Source organism: Shewanella sp. MM_2022_3, assembly GCF_022557375.1.
GTDB classification, from domain to species: Bacteria; Pseudomonadota; Gammaproteobacteria; order Enterobacterales; family Shewanellaceae; genus Shewanella; species Shewanella xiamenensis.
In genome coordinates this window covers 85647-102913 of sequence record NZ_JAKZGV010000010.1, presented here as the reverse complement: position 1 = coordinate 102913, position 17267 = coordinate 85647, and the positions used below count along the sequence as shown (strand labels likewise).

21 protein-coding genes are annotated in these 17267 nt (G+C 45.6%); 12 read left to right on the top strand and 9 right to left on the bottom strand.

All coding sequences use genetic code 11. The annotated features are described in order from the left end of the window. Position 1: 1 nt before the first annotated feature. Genes MMG82_RS08480 through MMG82_RS08455 form a run of 6 tightly spaced genes read right to left on the bottom strand, consistent with a single transcriptional unit; the run spans position 2 to position 3423 of the window. On the bottom strand, positions 2-232 hold the full coding sequence (locus tag MMG82_RS08480; protein WP_241406735.1) for a hypothetical protein: 231 nt from the start codon (positions 230-232) through the stop codon (positions 2-4). Then, complete coding sequence (locus tag MMG82_RS08475; protein ID WP_241406734.1) at positions 225-425, bottom strand: hypothetical protein; 201 nt, start codon at positions 423-425, stop codon at positions 225-227. The genes MMG82_RS08480 and MMG82_RS08475 overlap by 8 nt, the downstream gene beginning before the upstream one ends. Continuing rightward, entirely contained in the window at positions 404-2257 is a 1854-nt protein-coding gene (locus tag MMG82_RS08470) for a hypothetical protein (RefSeq protein WP_241406733.1), read from the bottom strand. The genes MMG82_RS08475 and MMG82_RS08470 overlap by 22 nt, the downstream gene beginning before the upstream one ends. Further along, on the bottom strand, positions 2250-3038 hold the full coding sequence (locus tag MMG82_RS08465) for a phosphoadenosine phosphosulfate reductase (protein WP_241406732.1): 789 nt from the start codon (positions 3036-3038) through the stop codon (positions 2250-2252). The genes MMG82_RS08470 and MMG82_RS08465 overlap by 8 nt, the downstream gene beginning before the upstream one ends. Next, the gene (locus MMG82_RS08460; protein WP_241406731.1) at positions 3038-3271 is read right to left on the bottom strand and encodes a hypothetical protein; all 234 of its coding nucleotides are present in this window, start codon (positions 3269-3271) and stop codon (positions 3038-3040) included. The genes MMG82_RS08465 and MMG82_RS08460 overlap by 1 nt, the downstream gene beginning before the upstream one ends. Continuing rightward, complete coding sequence (locus MMG82_RS08455; RefSeq protein WP_241406730.1) at positions 3268-3423, bottom strand: hypothetical protein; 156 nt, start codon at positions 3421-3423, stop codon at positions 3268-3270. The genes MMG82_RS08460 and MMG82_RS08455 overlap by 4 nt, the downstream gene beginning before the upstream one ends. A gap of 186 nt (positions 3424-3609) precedes the next feature. Between MMG82_RS08455 and MMG82_RS08450 the strand changes: the two genes are divergently transcribed. Then, the gene (locus MMG82_RS08450; protein WP_241406729.1) at positions 3610-3903 is read left to right on the top strand and encodes a helix-turn-helix transcriptional regulator; all 294 of its coding nucleotides are present in this window, start codon (positions 3610-3612) and stop codon (positions 3901-3903) included. Between the two features lie 170 nt (positions 3904-4073). Here the strand turns inward: MMG82_RS08450 and MMG82_RS08445 are convergent, their stop codons facing one another. Together MMG82_RS08445 and MMG82_RS08440 are read right to left on the bottom strand one after the other, a co-directional pair. Next, positions 4074-5369 (bottom strand): site-specific integrase, encoded by a 1296-nt coding sequence (locus MMG82_RS08445; RefSeq protein WP_047532797.1) that lies wholly within the window; start codon positions 5367-5369, stop codon positions 4074-4076. Between the two features lie 61 nt (positions 5370-5430). Continuing rightward, entirely contained in the window at positions 5431-5649 is a 219-nt protein-coding gene (locus MMG82_RS08440) for a hypothetical protein (protein WP_037430492.1), read from the bottom strand. Positions 5650-5825: 176 nt separating this feature from the next. On the opposite strand from MMG82_RS08440, the gene MMG82_RS08435 reads away from it, so the two are divergent. Continuing rightward, positions 5826-7403, top strand: a complete 1578-nt coding sequence (locus tag MMG82_RS08435; RefSeq protein ID WP_055647957.1) for a DUF3369 domain-containing protein — start codon at positions 5826-5828, stop codon at positions 7401-7403. Positions 7404-7511: 108 nt separating this feature from the next. Here the strand turns inward: MMG82_RS08435 and MMG82_RS08430 are convergent, their stop codons facing one another. Continuing rightward, positions 7512-7997: a hypothetical protein gene (locus MMG82_RS08430; protein WP_055647956.1), complete on the bottom strand. Its 486-nt coding sequence runs from the start codon at positions 7995-7997 to the stop codon at positions 7512-7514. Between the two features lie 223 nt (positions 7998-8220). Here MMG82_RS08430 and ccoN point away from each other — a divergent pair, with 223 nt between their 5' ends. From ccoN to uspE, 10 genes are all read left to right on the top strand, one after another. Beyond that, on the top strand, positions 8221-9657 hold the full coding sequence (ccoN, locus tag MMG82_RS08425; RefSeq protein ID WP_241406728.1) for a cytochrome-c oxidase, cbb3-type subunit I: 1437 nt from the start codon (positions 8221-8223) through the stop codon (positions 9655-9657). A gap of 12 nt (positions 9658-9669) precedes the next feature. Further along, positions 9670-10296 carry a cytochrome-c oxidase, cbb3-type subunit II gene (gene ccoO, locus MMG82_RS08420; RefSeq protein WP_023265294.1) on the top strand — a complete coding sequence of 209 codons (627 nt, stop codon included), beginning with the start codon at positions 9670-9672 and terminating at the stop codon, positions 10294-10296. Positions 10297-10307: 11 nt separating this feature from the next. Next, positions 10308-10484 (top strand): CcoQ/FixQ family Cbb3-type cytochrome c oxidase assembly chaperone, encoded by a 177-nt coding sequence (locus tag MMG82_RS08415; protein WP_011072349.1) that lies wholly within the window; start codon positions 10308-10310, stop codon positions 10482-10484. Beyond that, on the top strand, positions 10484-11452 hold the full coding sequence (gene ccoP / locus MMG82_RS08410; RefSeq protein WP_037430481.1) for a cytochrome-c oxidase, cbb3-type subunit III: 969 nt from the start codon (positions 10484-10486) through the stop codon (positions 11450-11452). Before MMG82_RS08415 ends, ccoP begins: the two co-directional genes overlap by 1 nt. A 110-nt stretch (positions 11453-11562) precedes the next feature. Then, positions 11563-12042 (top strand): FixH family protein, encoded by a 480-nt coding sequence (locus MMG82_RS08405; RefSeq protein WP_037430483.1) that lies wholly within the window; start codon positions 11563-11565, stop codon positions 12040-12042. 22 nt (positions 12043-12064) lie between these two features. Further along, complete coding sequence (locus MMG82_RS08400; RefSeq protein ID WP_241406727.1) at positions 12065-14464, top strand: heavy metal translocating P-type ATPase metal-binding domain-containing protein; 2400 nt, start codon at positions 12065-12067, stop codon at positions 14462-14464. A gap of 20 nt (positions 14465-14484) precedes the next feature. After that, positions 14485-14688 (top strand): cbb3-type cytochrome oxidase assembly protein CcoS, encoded by a 204-nt coding sequence (gene ccoS, locus MMG82_RS08395; protein ID WP_037418545.1) that lies wholly within the window; start codon positions 14485-14487, stop codon positions 14686-14688. Between the two features lie 8 nt (positions 14689-14696). Beyond that, positions 14697-15389 (top strand): sulfite exporter TauE/SafE family protein, encoded by a 693-nt coding sequence (locus tag MMG82_RS08390; protein WP_192959165.1) that lies wholly within the window; start codon positions 14697-14699, stop codon positions 15387-15389. Between the two features lie 55 nt (positions 15390-15444). Continuing rightward, positions 15445-16197 (top strand): electron transport transcriptional regulator EtrA, encoded by a 753-nt coding sequence (gene etrA / locus MMG82_RS08385; RefSeq protein WP_037418542.1) that lies wholly within the window; start codon positions 15445-15447, stop codon positions 16195-16197. Between the two features lie 126 nt (positions 16198-16323). Continuing rightward, positions 16324-17256, top strand: coding sequence for a universal stress protein UspE (gene uspE, locus MMG82_RS08380; RefSeq protein WP_088585564.1), 933 nt, complete (start codon positions 16324-16326; stop codon positions 17254-17256). The last annotated feature ends 11 nt before the right edge of the window (positions 17257-17267 follow it).

Genomic DNA, 17267 nt, shown 5'->3' with positions numbered 1-17267 from the left:
GCTACCCCCTTAATGATGTGGGCATAAAAGCCGCTAGTACTGCCAGTATTGAACCAAGCCAACGGCGTTTAGGTTTGGCTGCGGACTTAACGGGTTCGCTGGATAAAGGTTCGACTTTTTTAGCCACCGTTTGACCAGGCGATTTAGTGATATTTGGCCGAATCGCTTCACGCTCGGCATAGCGGGCATTGTGTACAGCTGCGGCGGCGCGTTTGTTTGCATGATTACCCATGATTACGCCCCTCCAAAACATTAACGCGCTTATCTAATTCGGCAACGTGCTCGATAATGTCGCCTAAGAGATCATGGCTTTGACTGGCGGCTTTTTTGGCTAAGGCAATGGCTTGAAACGGCATAGCCTTTTCTGCTGCCTCAATCACTTGGCCGATTTTTTGGTGTTGCTCTAACAAGGCTTTAATTGCCATTGGTAGTACTCCTTCAGGTTTTGTTGGTGGTTTAAAATTTCGGTTTCGAGGTCGCGCTCTGGCGCTATCTTTTCTGCCAGCCATGCCGACCAAAGGCATTCTTTTTCAGCGAGGCGATTGCGCACCGCGCTATAGGTGGCGCGGGCGGCGTTAATGCCTTTTGTCCAAAGGCGCTGACAAATCTTGTTAGGCATAAACTCGCTAGCACTGCTTAAGCCCTGCCATTGACGGGCACCAATCGCCCAGTTGAAAAACTTAGAAAGTGCCTCGGCACCCTTGAACGTGAGTTGATAATCTTGGGCGCGAACCTCGCCCGCCTTAAGCGCCGCCTTGCTGGTTTTGATTTTTTGTTCGAGCTCGGCAATACGCTTATTAATTTTGGCGAGGGCATCGGCGCGGTTTTGTGCCTTCATTACAGCTTTGTCCCTAATGGCTTTTTCAAGCGCACCATAGGCGCGGCCAATTTCACGGCGCACAGGGGCGGCGCGGTTTTCAAGCTTGTATTTGATTTCGCCAATGATTGAGGCCATGTGTTCAGCGTGATAGCTGGCGATGGTTTCCCACGGCAAGGCGCGGGCAGATTTTGAAATGTTGTAGCGGTTTCCCTTAATTTCGCCTTGGTCTGCCTTCTCGCCTTTAGTCAGATATCCCAAGGCTTTAAGCAAATAGCCGCCCGCTGCATTGGCGCTTTTAATCCGTTGTAGATTAGCGAAGCCCTGCCCCCAAAGCGCCTCAATACGCGCCGCCCAGTCATGGAACAAATGCGGCTCAACTTGCCAGCGCAGTAACACGTGGCAATGCGGGTTAACTTCACCCTCTTTGTTTTTTGGTGCCTCGGCAACCCACAGATAATCAAGCTTGTCGCCCGTTGGCTCCACAGTCTCAGTTGCGCCGATATAGTCAAAGCCGTTTTCTGATTTAAGAATCGCCCCATCGGCTGACCAGCCGCGCAGATACATTTTGCTAATCGCATCAAAGAAGCGCGAACACTCCGCGCCTATGGTCGATTCGCCGCTGATAATCCGCTCACGGGCGGCACTGTTGAATGTGAGCGTTAAAAACGTGGTAAACCCGCCGCGCACTGCGGCCACATACGCGCCCGAGTCCAAAATATTGCGAGCGCCACGACTGCTTAAGTCTTTGGTCACACGGTCACCCGACTGTTGCGGCGGCGCGTCACTCGGCGGCATATCGGCTTGCACTCTTAACCGGTATTCATTTGACCATGCGCGATGTGAAACTCGGACAACGGGCGTTTTATTCAGGACAACGCCGCTACGGTCTGATTTGCGGGTACTGTTGTCCATCGGTGGCAACATTTCGCCCGTTTCAAGGTTTACCCGCCCGAGTTCTGGCAGACTTGCCACGGTTTCAGGGGCTTTTTCGTAAACATCACGGACAATAAAACGCTCTGAGGCTTCGAGATTCACGCCAAGCGAGGCAGCAACATTGCCGTGAGCCTCGCTATCCTTGGCGCGTAAATGTTCAAGATAGCGACCAATGCGGGCTTCCTTACGGGTGTTTGTCGTTGCTACCGTGTGGCGTGTCGGACTTTTGCAATCCTTGACTAGCCTAGCTTTCTCGGGCTTCGCCCGCCCTGCGGGGCTTTGGTCTTGGAGTGCAATTTCAGCAAAATAAGCCTGATTTCTGCGGCATAAATCCAGCTTTAGCTTTTCGGCATTGCGCTGGTCAAATTCGGATACAAAAATACCGCCCCTTGGGGCGGTTAGGTCTTGAGGTTCGAAGGTGAGCGGCGGCAAATCCTCTATTATCTCAACAGTGGATATGGGCACCCGCGCACCCTTTACTGGTTTAGCAATAGTGTCAATCATCTAATGCGCCCCCATCGAAACAGCCACAAGGCATATCCCAATCTGATGGAAACTCACCAAATAAATCAGGCTGAGAAAGATACTCACCCCAATTAAAACGACGACCAAGCCCTTTAACTGATGTCAACTCGGCGGCAGATTCTAATTCAAGCGCCTTTTCTATCAGTTCTGGGTAATGCTCCTTGAGCATTTTTATTTCGTTATAGGTGGATGCTGGGCACATAAAGCAAGCCGACTTGCCAACCCTTGGCAAACCAGCCCTAAGGATTGCGTTAATGCAATCCTCCCTATCCCAACCCCACTCAATGAGTGGATACCACATTTTATATTTCTTGGTTTCGATCGGAGCATTGTCAGCGCGACGCTCTTCGTCAATATCGTAACCAACAACTTTAATAATCTTTTTCCCTGTAGCCCAAAACGCTTTAGCTAGAGGATGGTTGTTTAAGTGTTTATCTTGTGGGGCGATTTTGAATTTCTGACTGCAATTTTTAAAGCCGTATGCAAGTGATGGAAGCATGTTCCTATCTTTGCAATGGTCGTATAAATTAGCGATACGGCCGCCTTTATAAACCTTTTTTACCACCTCAATCTGCGGAAAACCGATAGAAAAAAGCCAATTATTAACAACTGTAATCATCTGGTAAGTGTGCGGTTTTTCCGCACCAGTATCAGCAAAAGTAATAATGTCAGGTCGAATACCAAGCTCAGCGAACCGCGCTAAGATTGCGATTGAATTTGTGCCCATTCCACACGAGACATAGATTAATCCCTTATCCATTACCGCCCCCTTAGCGCGTTGGCGATAGTGGCAGGTTTGATTTGCAGCTTGATAAAGTCGGCGGCTTTTTTGAGTTGGACCACGGTAAGCGGCTGGCGGGTTTTCATGCCCAGTTCAAAGGCGAGCCATTCGCTTTGGGTAACATTGATTAAGTTGCCGATAGTACCCGCGCTGCAACCGTGCTCCGCGCGGGCTTTACGAAACTGTTGACCAAGTGCAATAGAGACGCTCATCTTGCACCCCCGAATAACTTGGCTTTCAGGCGGCTGATTAACATGGCATTACGCTGGCGCTTGGGAATACTGAACTTTTCAGTTAAGGCGCTAGCGTCCATCCATACGGGGACTTCGATATTTGAATTGGGTACTTTCTTGTAAGCGGTCATTAGTCTGTCTCCTGTTGTCTGCCTGTTGGTTTTGTGGCTAACGGGACGCATCCAGCGACCCGCGCCACACAGGACATATTCAGCCTACATTCATCAACTTTGCTGTACAAGCAAGACCTCTGCTGCATTTACGATGCAGAATGCAGCAACTACACTGGTTATAGGACACAAACAGGACACGGAAAAATGCAACCATCAGACTTGCTCGACCTCATACGAGCCGCATACGGCCTGACTTCTGATTATCAAGTGATGAAAAAATTTGGTTTTTCACAGACTGGCGTTTCTCATTGGCGCCGAAATGCCAGTTTTCCTAAAGATGACGTGTTAATTAAGTTCGCTGATGCGCTGGATATTCACTTAGGGGTTTTACTATTACATTCAGTAATTTGGAGACAAAAAGACCCTGTAGCCAAAGCCGCTTTGCAAAAAATTCTAGATGCTCTGGCGTTCTGTGAAAATTCAGAGCTTCTAGATTAGATTGTTATGGAATTGTGGCAAAATCGGCCAAGCTGCTAAATCACATAAAATCGCTTACAGCCCTTACACAGTAAGGGTTTTGTGAAATTATCTAATGTTTAGAATGCTTTAACTATCTATACATTGTACGCAGTTTTCATGTAAGAGGGATTTAGGGTGCCGATAACATCCTAGTTAATACCTTGCAAATGGTCTAACGGCTTATTAAAGGCGCTTTCATGTCTTTCTATTTGTGTGGTGTGTAAATACTTCGATGTGGTGTCGATACTCTCATGGCCTGCATCGGCTTGGACATGTGACAACGGTCTACGGTTAATATTAATGTCATGGGTAATCCCTGTATGTCTGATATTGTGTGCTGTGAGTTTTCTCATTTGTGCCGCGTCTTGGTGAAAGCCATCAACTTGAGCATTATCCGCAGCAAGATTAATAATCGCTTGGATTTCTTCCCGTATCTGACGGATCCCAAGATTAGCATTCACTACACCCGCATCTCGGCCGCGACCAGCTGCTCTATGTCGAACAAATAACGGATGTGGTTCACTTTGATTTGGATAGTCAGTAAGACCTAAAAACTGTCGATATTTAACTAAGCCGTCCAGTAACGCCTTTGACATCGCCACGCTACGCTTTTTACCACCTTTACTCAGTGGAATATGAAAACTCCAAATGCCTGTCTGTGAATTTTGCCTAAATTGGCCCATCACTGGTGAATAGCCAACCCGTGCAGATACATCAGAGATGCGTAAATAGCAGGAATAAATCAATGAAATCAAGAATAAACTACGTTGATGCAATTCGGGTAATGTTTCAGCCAATCGAGTAACTGTGCTCATCACATAGGACCACTGTAGTTCTGTGAAAGCCAAGTTGTTTTCATCTTCCTCGCTTTGTCTTTGATACTGCTTGTTTTGGCCAAAGCGGCTGTGATTCAACCAAATTTGCGCGGGGTTGCGCTCACAAAACTCCTCACTCATTAAGTAGCTATAAAACGAGGATAAAATAGCAATCTTGGTTTTTAATGCATTGTCGCTAAGCACATAAGGTTGAACTTGCCCTAACAGTTTCTTGCCGACAAATGGCCGCCAAAGACTATTAGGAACCCGCTCATCACGCAGTTTATCGAGTTTAAACTGTGGCACGTTAAAGTAACCAATCAGCGCTAAGGGTGGCGCCAAACAATAATTCACATACCGACTCATATCCTTACGTAGCACCTGTGTGGGTGACATTTTGGCGACATCAAAGCACCAATGCAGGAATGTAGTGAGTTCACTCCGATAGGCTTTATAGTTGTTTTCACTGTGTTTTTGTTCAAATAACCAATCTGTTGCATGTTCCATTACTAAACCTGCATCAGGCACATCCGTTAGACTGACTTGGGTAATGTATTGATTCACCACACTGTTCCCATCTTGTATGAATTCAATTGAATCAAATAAAGGTAATACTGGAGGAAGCTGCATAATAACTTTTAAATTTAAGTGTTTAATGCATGATAATACTTAAATGCAAATGCCGATAACGTTATTTATCGGCATTAATGAGTCTTTCAATTTGCGGACAACTTGTTTGTGAACATTGCTGGCAGCCTATGCGTTTTTGGCAACAGATAAGGCAAAGTTGCCAGACTTTCCGTTTTGATTGATTATCTAGACATGAAAAATCCGCTGCACATAGACTTCCTTCACGAATGAGTTGCGCAAGTTTCTCCTCTGATATAGATAAATTGATCCTTTCTGCCATATATGCCATATAAATTCCTGCTGAGTTATCTATTTTGATAATACACAAATGATAATAGTTATCAATAACGAGCTGTTAAATTTGCGACCTTCCCCGCTGCAGAATTATTTTTACTGATTTGACAAGCTTCTACTACACTCTAACTGTGCGACATAAATTAAGTGATGAGGTCTCGGATGGTGATTGATCTTACAAAGAAAAAGCCGCTCTTTTCAGGGAAAAAAACCATAGAAACTTCTGCATTTTCTGCGCCCTGGAAAATTCTTGTTGTTGATGATGAGCCTGATGTACACACGGTCACTAAACTTGCACTTTCTCGTTTTAAACTCGATGGTCGTGCCCTCTCCTTTATTAACGCTTATAGTGCTGAACAAGCTAAAGAATTTCTTTTAAATGAACAAGATCTGGCAATTGCCTTTATTGATGTTGTAATGGAAACCGATCATGCTGGCTTGGAGTTAGTAAAGTGGATCCGTGAGGAACATAAAAACAAAACAATCCGCCTAATTTTGCGCACAGGACAGCCAGGCCAAGCTCCTGAAGAAGATGTTATCGTCAACTACGATATCAATGACTATAAGGCAAAATCTGAACTCGATTCACGCAAGTTAATGACAAGTGTCTACTCGGCACTGCGTTCTTACCGCGACATTATGGAAATCGAACAAGCAAGGCGTGCACAGCTGAATCATCGAAAAGGATTAGAGCGAGTGCTCGAGGCAACCTCAGGATTATTTGAACTCAGAACGCTCTATCGATTCGCTGATGGCTTGCTGACCCAAGTTGCAACCCTATTGAATCTCGATTCCGAAACACTGCTGCTAACCTGCAATGCCATGGATGCGATAAGCGGCCATATGGAATCTGCTGAGATTAAGATTTTGGCGGGGACGGGACAATTTGCCGAGAGTCCTGCGAACAAAGTGTTACCAATGCATATTGATAAGTTATTACGCACCGCTCTCGCACAAAAGCGTTGTTTATATGAAGATAACTGTTTCGTTGGCTATTTCCCAACGAAGAGCGGGCTTATCAACCTGCTTTATATGGATGGGATTGATAAAATCGACGATTTAGATAAAAAACTTATTGATATTTTTGCAATAAATGTGGGTATCGCCTTTGAGAACCTACTTCTAAATCAAGAGGTCGAAGATACCCAGTCTGAACTTATTCTACGTTTAGGAGATGTCGTTGAAAGCCGCTCAAAAGAGGCGGCAAACCACGTAAAACGTATGGCCGAATATTGTGCCAAACTGGCACTACTTGCTGGATTATCAGAGACCGAAGCTGAACTTTTACGCAGAGCATCGCCTATGCATGATATTGGTAAGATAGCGATCCCCGATGCTGTGTTGCTTAAGCCTGGTAAGTTAGACGATAAAGAATGGTCGGTTATGCGTCAGCACCCTACTATTGGCTACCAGATCCTCGCTAATTCCGAGCGGCCTATCCTAAAAGCCGCAGCGATTATAGCCTTGCAACATCATGAAAAGTATGATGGTTCAGGCTATCCAGCCAATTTAAGACAAGAACAAATTCACATTTTTGCCCGTATTGTTGCAATTGCAGATGTGTTCGATGCTCTTTCCCATGCACGTTGCTATAAAGCAGCTTGGCCACTGGAAGAGGTTATCGATGAAATGCGTAAAGGTGCAGGTAAACATTTTGATCCTGATTTACTCGAACTGTTTATCAATAACATCGATATTTTTGTACAGGTAAAGGAAAACTGGAAGGATCATGATGAATAGCCAAAAAAGCATTCATAATCAATCATCCACCTATGATAATCGGTCATATGAATAAGGAGCGGGAGTTAATATTGTTAACAAGCTCTTTATCCGGCGAACTGCATAAACTTAATACGGATTATCGGCAAGAAAGTCAAAAATAACGGCTTGCTCGACACCATTTCGACTAAAACTGATAAAACCACGCCACACCATATATCCACTGCTACAGGAGCCGTAAATTAACTGCCCCTCATAGGTTGTTTTGTCGAGTTGACGAATATTGACAGGGATAATGCCCATAAACATATCTCTACCTTCTAAACGGACCTGTAAATTATCAAGTACATCAGAAGATAATAGCTTCAATGTTAATGGTTTTTCACTTGGCGCACGATCTGGCGAAAGGCTGATGCTCAGCACTATATCCCCGACCTTTTTAATGCAATCTCCCTGAGTAAACACACAAAGAGTGGGATCTGTAGGCGGTATTTTTACCTGTTGCTCGGCTTTTTTATCACAAGCGCTAAGATTTAACGCAATTAACATGATGTAAAGCGGGAGACGTTTGCGATTAAGCACAAAAATTAACCTTGTGATGCAAGATGTTAACATTCTATGGCGTAGGTTGATCTAGATCAACTTTCCGTCCCCCTTCTTTGGTATCTTTTTTGACATGGCTCAAGTATCATTGCGAAACCTCATATTTGAGCACAAATGTGTAGGGTAACGCATTGACATGGCTTCATAACCCTTATAGGGACATGAGCTTTGTGTCATATATAACAGGTAAAGCTAGTCTTTACTAAAAGTAAAAGTAATAAGCAGTGGAAGCATTATGATGAACCATTCCCAGCCAACAGGCGCTGATTACAATTACACCATTGTCCGCCAATTCGCCTTAACCACAGTTTTGTGGGGTATTGTTGGTATGTCAGTCGGTGTTTTAATTGCGGCTCAGTTAATCTGGCCACATCTGAACTTCGATACGCCTTGGTTTACGTATAGTCGCTTGCGACCATTACACACCAATGCGGTAATTTTCGCGTTCGGAACATCAGCCCTCTTTGCAACATCCTATTATGTCGTACAACGCACCTGTCAAACCCGACTATTTGCACCTAAATTAGCTGCATTTACGTTTTGGGGATGGCAAGCCATCATTCTGTCAGCAGCCATCACTCTGCCAATGGGTTATACCAGCGGTAAAGAATATGCTGAATTAGAATGGCCAATCGATATCGCTATTACGATCGTTTGGGTATCCTATGCAATAGTGTTCTTCGGCACTATTATCAAACGAACAACATCGCATATTTACGTAGCGAACTGGTTCTTTGGTGCATTTATCATTACGGTTGCCGTGCTTCACATCGTGAACTCAATGGCCGTTCCTGTTAGCTTGTTTAAGTCATACTCTATGTACAGTGGCGCGGTCGATGCCATGGTGCAATGGTGGTATGGTCACAACGCGGTAGGCTTCCTGTTAACCGCAGGCTTCTTAGGTATGATGTACTACTTCGTTCCTAAGCAAGCGGGTCGTCCTGTTTACTCATATCGTCTGTCGATTGTGCACTTTTGGGCACTGATCGCACTGTACATTTGGGCAGGTCCTCACCACTTACACTACACTGCCCTGCCTGACTGGACTCAGTCTTTAGGTATGGTGATGTCACTGATCCTGTTCGCACCATCTTGGGGCGGTATGATCAACGGTATCATGACCTTATCTGGCGCATGGCACAAACTGCGTACTGACCCAGTATTGCGTTTCTTAGTGGTTTCTCTGTCTTTCTATGGTATGTCGACCTTCGAAGGTCCGATGATGGCCATCAAGACAGTTAACGCTTTATCTCACTACACAGATTGGACAGTAGGTCACGTTCACTCCGGCGCGCTAGGCTGGGTTGCAATGGTATCTATCGGTTCTCTGTATCACTTGATCCCAGTACTGTTCGGCCATGGCCGTATGTACAGCATCAAGTTAGTTAACGTGCATTTCTGGTTAGCGACAATCGGTACTGTTCTTTACATCGTGTCTATGTGGATTTCGGGTGTAATGCAGGGTCTGATGTGGCGTGCAGTTAACGCTGACGGTACTTTGACTTATAGCTTTGTTGAAAGTCTGGAAGCTTCTTATCCTTTCTACTTCGTACGTTTCCTCGGCGGTTGTTTCTTCTTAACTGGTATGCTGATCATGGCATACAACGTGATCCGTACTGTGAAAGCCTCTAAAGATACATTGCCAGCACTGGCTGAAGCAAAAGCGGCTTAAGGAGCAAACTCGATGAAATTTAATCATGAGATAGTTGAAAAAAACATCGGTTTGTTAGCGATATTCACTGTTATCGCTATCAGCTTCGGTAGCTTGGTTGAAATCACGCCGCTGATTTTCCAAAAAGATACCACTGAGCCTGTTGAAGGTTTGAAACCCTACACTGCCCTGCAACTTGAAGGCCGTGACATTTATGTGCGTGAAGGTTGCTACAACTGTCACAGCCAGATGATCCGTCCTTTACGTGCAGAGACTGAACGTTACGGTCACTACTCTGTTGCCGGTGAGTCTGTTTGGGATCACCCATTCCAATGGGGTTCTAAGCGTACTGGTCCAGACTTGGCCCGTGTTGGCGGTCGCTACAGCGATAAATGGCATGAAGTTCACTTAATCGATCCTCGTGCTGTGGTCCCTCAATCGAATATGCCAGCCTTCCCATGGCTTGCCGAAAACAAGTTAGACGGCAAGTTAACCGGCGACAAGATGACTATTCTGCGTAACATGCACAAAGGCGGTTACAAAGGTAAGGATCTTTACACCGATGAAGAAATCGCAGGCGCGCAGAAAGCTGTTGAAGGTAAGACAGAGCTGGAAGCCTTGATTGCATATCTTCAGTCTTTGGGTCACGCACTCAAATAAGGAGGCAGTATATGGATTACGGCACATTACAAGGTATTTTAACCATCATTGTGATGCTGACCTTCGTCGGTATATTTGCTTGGGCATATAGCTCGCGTCGTCAAAAATCCTTTGATGAAGCAGCGAATCTTGTGTTTTCCGATGAGGAAATCAGCAAGGAATCGAAGGACTCAGGAGAGAATAAGTGATGAGTAGCTTCTGGAGTATTTGGATTAGCGTACTCTCGTTAATTGTGATCGCAGGATGTTTTCTGTTGCTACGTGTGTGTTCAAAGAACACCACGGATGTCAAAGAAGGCGAATCCATGGGTCACAGTTTCGATGGTATCGAAGAACTCAATAACCCACTGCCAAAATGGTGGAGTTATATGTTCTATATCACTATCGTGTTTGGCCTAGTGTACTTAGCCCTGTTCCCAGGTTTAGGTAACTACAAAGGTCTACTGAACTGGACCAGCTCTAACCAAAGCATTGGTACAGAGAAAGGTATTAAAGCCGATTCTGTAGCCGCGATTGAGCTGGCGGCAAAAGAAGGCATGTACGTTCAGTACGACCAAGAAGTTAAACACGCTAACGAAAAATATGGCCCAATCTTCGCGGCTTACTTGGCAACACCACTCGAAGAGTTAGTGAAAAACCAAGAAGCGTTGAAAGTGGGCGGCCGTTTGTTCCTACAAAACTGCGCGCAGTGCCACGGCTCTGACGCACGTGGTAGCAAAGGCTTCCCTAACCTGACCGACAGTGATTGGTTATACGGTGGCGATTTAGCCACGATTAAAACCACCATCATGAGCGGTCGTCATGGCATGATGCCACCAAAAGGTGGTTTGCCAATCGACGATAGCGAAATTGCTGGTCTAGCCGAGTATGTGGTTAAGTTATCTGGTCGTGAACACGACGAGAAACTCGCAGCTCTTGGTCAAGGTTCATTCATGAAAGGTTGTTTTGCGTGTCACGGTATGGACGCAAAAGGCAATAAACTCATGGGCGCACCTAACTTAACTGACGATGTTTGGTTATATGGCGGTAGCCGTGGTGTGATCGAAGAAACGATCAAACACGGCCGTGCAGGCGTGATGCCAGCATGGAAAGACGTTCTCGGTGAAGAGAAAGTCCACGTGATCGCAGCTTATGTTTATAGCTTGTCAAACAAGTAATTAGATATGAGTAACACTAAGGCCTCGATAACGTCGAGGCCTTTTTTTTAAAGTGCTAAAGCCACCTTTTAACGGTAAAATGGCGCAAATTTTTATAATGGGTATTTAACATGAGCGAACAACAACCCTGGTATAAGCAGTTTTGGCCTTGGTTTTTAATTATTCTTCCTTTATGTGCCGTCGTCGCAAGTTTTACCACGCTAAAAATTGCCCTCTCAAACTCTGACTCTCTGGTTGCCGAGGATTATTACAAAGAAGGCAAAGCCATCAACATGGACTTGAGTAAAGTCAAATATGCCAAGCAGCTTGGCATGCAATGGCAACTTGAACAGAATAACCATGAACTCCTATTCACTCAGCACGGCGGCCCAGCCTATCAAGCTGCGTTGAAAGTCGAATTTTATCACCCAACGATTGCCGAAAGAGATATTAAGACCACTGTCACCGCCGATGCCAATCATGTGTATCGCATTACTCTGCCCGATGTGTTAACGGGTGCTTGGGAAGTCCGCCTCGAAGGTTTTGACGGTAAATGGCGTATTCATCAACGTGTCGAATTAAAAGACAACGTCCAATTGTGGTTGAACTAATTGTGGTTGAATGAATATTGCTATGACGCATCCAAGTTGTTTTCACTGTAATGAACCTGTACTCACAGGCACGCAGTTTGTCACTCGCATTAATGATCGCGATGAACTCATGTGTTGCCCGGGCTGCCAAGCGGTATCCCAAGCCATTGTTGATGCAGGCTTATTAAGCTATTACAAGTTTAGAACTGAGCCAGGTAATAAACAGACTGCCCTTGTGCCTGATGAATTAAATCAGTTTAGTGCCTATGACTTGCCAGAGGTACAGCAGGACTTTGTCCACTCAGTGGAGAATAGCGACTCAGTGTCGCTGTCCATTGATGGCATTACCTGCGCGGCCTGCGCTTGGTTAATTGAACATAAAGTGAAGCAACTGCCTGGCGTAAGGCAAGTGATGGTCAACTCCACCACCCAAAGGGCGCTGATCAGCTGGAATAAACAGCAAGTTAAACTCAGTGATATTTTGGGGCAAATTAGCCGTATCGGTTATCAAGCTGCGCCCTACCAAGTGGATGAACAAGAACTGACCGCCAAGCAAAATAGCCGTAAATTCTTACTGCGTTTAGGTTTGGCGGGCTTTGCCACCATGCAAGTGATGATGTTCGCCCTCGCCCTCTATACCGGTTACTTTACCGATTTGGATGTGCAATATCGGGATTATTTCCGCTGGGTGAGCATGATTTTCGCCACGCCCGTGGTGCTCTATTCGGCGCAGCCCTTCTATTTTAGCGCGATTCGCACCCTGCTCAGTGGCAAACTCAATATGGACGTATCGGTCTCTATCGCCATTGGCGGCGCCTATATCGCCAGTTGCTTTGCGACCGTTAACGGCACGGGCGAAGTCTATTTTGAATCCGTTTCCATGTTTACCTTCTTCCTGCTGCTGGGACGTTATTTCGAGCAGAAGGCCAGACAAAAGGCCTCCGTTAGCTCCAGCAATCTGCATAAGTTAGTGCCGTTAACGGCGCATCTGGTTACGGCGCAGGGGCAAGAAGAGATCCCCGCTAAAAAATTATGTCTTGGGGATATTATCCTTATTAAACCCGGTGAAATGGTCGCCGCCGATGGAATCGTGGTTGACGGCCACACCAGCATCAATGAAGCCATGCTCACCGGTGAGCAAATGCCGATTGAAAAGCCCGTCGATAGCCAAGTATTTGCAGGCACCATTAACCTAGACCAACCCATTAAGGTAAAAGTCACCGCTCTTGGGCAAGACCAATTGGTTGCTGAAATTATTCGCTTGCAGGAATTAGCCTCAAACACTAAACCTGCCGTCGCTATGCTTGCCGATAAACTGTCGCGTTATTTCTCAGGCACTATCTTAACCATAGCGACAATCACCTATCTGGTGTGGCTACAAATCTCCCCCGAAGACGCCTTTTGGGTGACCTTGTCAGTATTAGTGGCCACCTGTCCTTGCGCCCTTGCGCTGGCGACGCCTACCGCAGTGACCTGCGCGACCGCGATTTTTACCCGTCTTGGGATCATTACCCGTAAGGCGGGTGTATTTGAAAAACTGCCTCAAATCAAGCATGTAGTATTTGATAAAACCGGCACCCTCACCTGCGGCACGCTATCGATAGCCAAGGTGCAATGTCATGGTGATGTGGCTAAAGAACAAGTGTTGGCAATTGCTGCTGCGCTAGAGTCAGGTTCTCGCCACCCCATCGCCGCGGCCTTTGCCAGCTTTGCCCAAGTCGATGTTGTTGCCGAGCAAGTTCACCATGAAGTGGGCTTTGGGGTGAAAGGTCTCATAAATGGCATAGAATATCGCATTGGGAATGCTCACTTTACTGGCGCAATAGTCAATCCTGAGTTTATCAATCAACAGATTTGGCTTGCTCGTGCCAGTGATGACCAACTAAAGGTTATCGCCACTATTGAGATCAAAGACAATATTCGTATCGATAGCAAAGAAACTGTCGACATACTGAAGCAACAGGGTTGCAAGGTCAGTATCGCCAGCGGGGATAGCTCTGGGCATGTGCATCAATTGGCAAAAGAGCTCGGCATTACGGATGTACACAGTGGACTCACACCGGCCGATAAACTCTCGCTAGTGAATAAGTTACAGCAATCCAATCCTGTGGTGATGTTCGGTGATGGCATAAATGACGCACCAGTACTCGCTGGCGCCGATTTATCCGTGGCCATGGGCAGCGGTAGTGCAATTGCCAAAAACAGTGCCGATCTAATTTTGCTTGGCGATCACCTCTCCCGCTTCACCCAAGCGGTGAGGGTTGCTAAACTGACCACACTAATTATTCGCCAAAATCTCGCTTGGGCATTAGGTTACAACGCGCTCATTTTACCTTTAGCGGTAACCGGCCATGTTGCACCTTATATTGCCGCTATCGGCATGTCGACAAGCTCACTGATTGTTGTGGGTAACAGTTTGAGATTATTACGAATTAAAATATAACAATAAAATAGGCTTAGCTAATGAGCATCATTTATGTACTTATCCCTATTGCGATGATCTTTGTGTTGATCGCTGTAGCCGTGTTCTTTTGGGCGGTAAAATCCGAACAATTCGATGATTTAGACCGCCAAAGTGTCTCAATTCTATTCGATGAAGATGCCGACAAACCTAATCCTGCGAGCATCAAGCAACAGGAATCTCAAGACAAAGGCATGCCTCAGTGACTGGCACTGTGATTGAATACAATGTAATGGGTGCGTTTCTCGTTGGTCTAATGGGAGCCGCTCACTGCTTTGGCATGTGTGGTGGCCTTGTTGGCGCCTTTTCCTCTCAGCTTGCTAATCCTAAGCAAGGAAACCACTTAGCCCATCAACTCACTTACTTATTAAGTTATAACCTTGGCCGGATTGTCAGTTATACCTTCGCGGGCGCTTTAGTCGGCGGTTCATCTGCCATGCTTGGGCACTTATTTGAGCTAGATAGCTACCTATTAATTCTCCGGATCATCGCCGGCGTCATGATGATTGCAACCGGGCTTTACATTGCAAAAATTTGGATCGGAATAGTACAAATTGAACGCCTTGGTCAGGTATTGTGGCGTTATTTGAAACCCATAGCACAACGTCTGGTGCCAATCACTACGCCAATGCAAGCTATCACCGCGGGATTGATATGGGGATGGCTGCCCTGCGGACTGGTATATAGCACCTTAACTTGGTCTGTAGCAGCAGGTTCCGCCAGTCAAGGCGCCTTGATCATGCTGGCATTTGGTTTGGGTACACTCCCTGCACTACTCAGTGCAGGATTGGCGGCCAAACGCTTAGCCAATTGGGTACAGCAAAAAACCGTTAGATTATTGAGTGGCTTACTTTTAATTGCCTTTGGTGCACAAACTTTATATATCGCCCTGTCGCAGCTAAACTAGCCCAAGCGAATGAATTGGTTTAACATGGCTGCAGTGGATTAACTTGAGAACCGACATGACAATAGAGCAGAATAAAAACCGTCGTCCCGCCGCCAGTGGGTGCGCAATTCATTGTCACGATTGCAGTATGGGAACCCTTTGTATCCCATTCACCCTCAATGCAAATGAACTCGATCAACTCGATGACATTATTGAGCGTAAGAAACCTATTCAAAAAGGCGAACAGATTTTTAAATCAGGTGATCCTTTAAAATCACTCTTTGCGATCCGCTCAGGCACCATAAAAAGTTACACTATCACCGAACAAGGCGATGAACAGATCACTGGCTTTCATTTAGCGGGAGATGTCATTGGTTTTGATGGTATTCATGCACAATCTCATCAAAGTTTTGCACAAGCCTTAGAAACTTCCATGGTGTGTGAAATACCCTTCAATATTCTCGATGAACTTTCAGGCACAATGCCTAAATTACGCCAACAAATCATGCGCTTAATGAGTAATGAAATCATGAGCGATCAAGAAATGATTTTGCTGCTCAGTAAGAAAAATGCAGAAGAACGCCTCGCTGCATTTATCAGTAATCTCGCTAACCGCTTTGGTAATCGAGGTTTTTCTGCCAAAGAATTTCGCTTGACCATGACACGTGGGGATATTGGTAATTACTTAGGCCTTACCGTTGAAACCATCAGTCGCTTGTTAGGCCGCTTCCAAAAATCTGGGTTAATCGAAGTAAAAGGTAAGTACATCATTATCGTTGATTATAATGAACTTAATCTTCTAGCGGGTAATGCCAGAATTGCCAGATAAGCTTCATCATTAATCATGCGTTTTTGGCGCTAGGCACTGGTTTTCAAAAGAGTTTTGATCTAGAACAATACAGATAATTGCCAAAGGCTCATGATGAATATGAGCCTATGACTAAAGGAACAAGTTATGAAGGATTATCAAAAAATACTGGTCGTTGTCGATCCTACGACAGAACATCAAGTGGCACTCGCTCGAGCGGTTACCTTAGCCAGTAAAAGTAACGCCCATGTGACCGTGTTTCTTTCGATTTTTGACTTCTCCTATGAAATGACATCGATTCTATCGAGCCAAGAGCGCGAAGCCATGCGCCAAGGTGTGATTGATCAACGTTTAGCTTGGATACAAGATCTGCTGTCAGCCTATAACCACCTACAACTGAATATTGATACGCAAGTTATTTGGCACAACCGCCCCTTTGAAAGCATTATTAACTATGCCATTGCAGGGCAATATGATCTGATTGTTAAAGGCACCCATGCTCATGATAAATTAAAAGCGGTGATCTTTACTCCGACGGATTGGCATTTAATGCGTAAAGCCCCTGTTCCTGTATTAATGGTCAAAGATCATGATTGGCCTGAAACCGGTAAAATCCTCTGTGCGGTAAACGTGGCGACTGAGGATACCGATCATCAAATGCTTAACGGCAAAATTATTGAACATGCGAAGGATTTAGCCGCAAAATTTGCCGCCGAAGTTCACTTAGTCAATGGCTATCCTGGTACACCGGTAAATCTTGCCATTGAACTCCCCGATTTTGATGCACAAACCTACAACGACACCATTCGCCTACAACACGAACAAAGAGTGCAATACCTGGCTAATGCCTATGGTATCGATACACTCCATTGCCATGTGAGGGAAGGATTGCCAGAGGATGTGATCCCTGAGCTTGCTGAGCAGCTCGATGCTGAATTAGTTATTTTAGGTACAGTCGGTCGTACGGGCTTTTCAGCAGCACTCATTGGCAACACAGCAGAACATGTTATCGATAGCATCAATTGTGATTTATTAGCTATCAAACCTGATGGTTATAAATCGCCGCTTGAAGAGGCATAGCGCACGCCGCT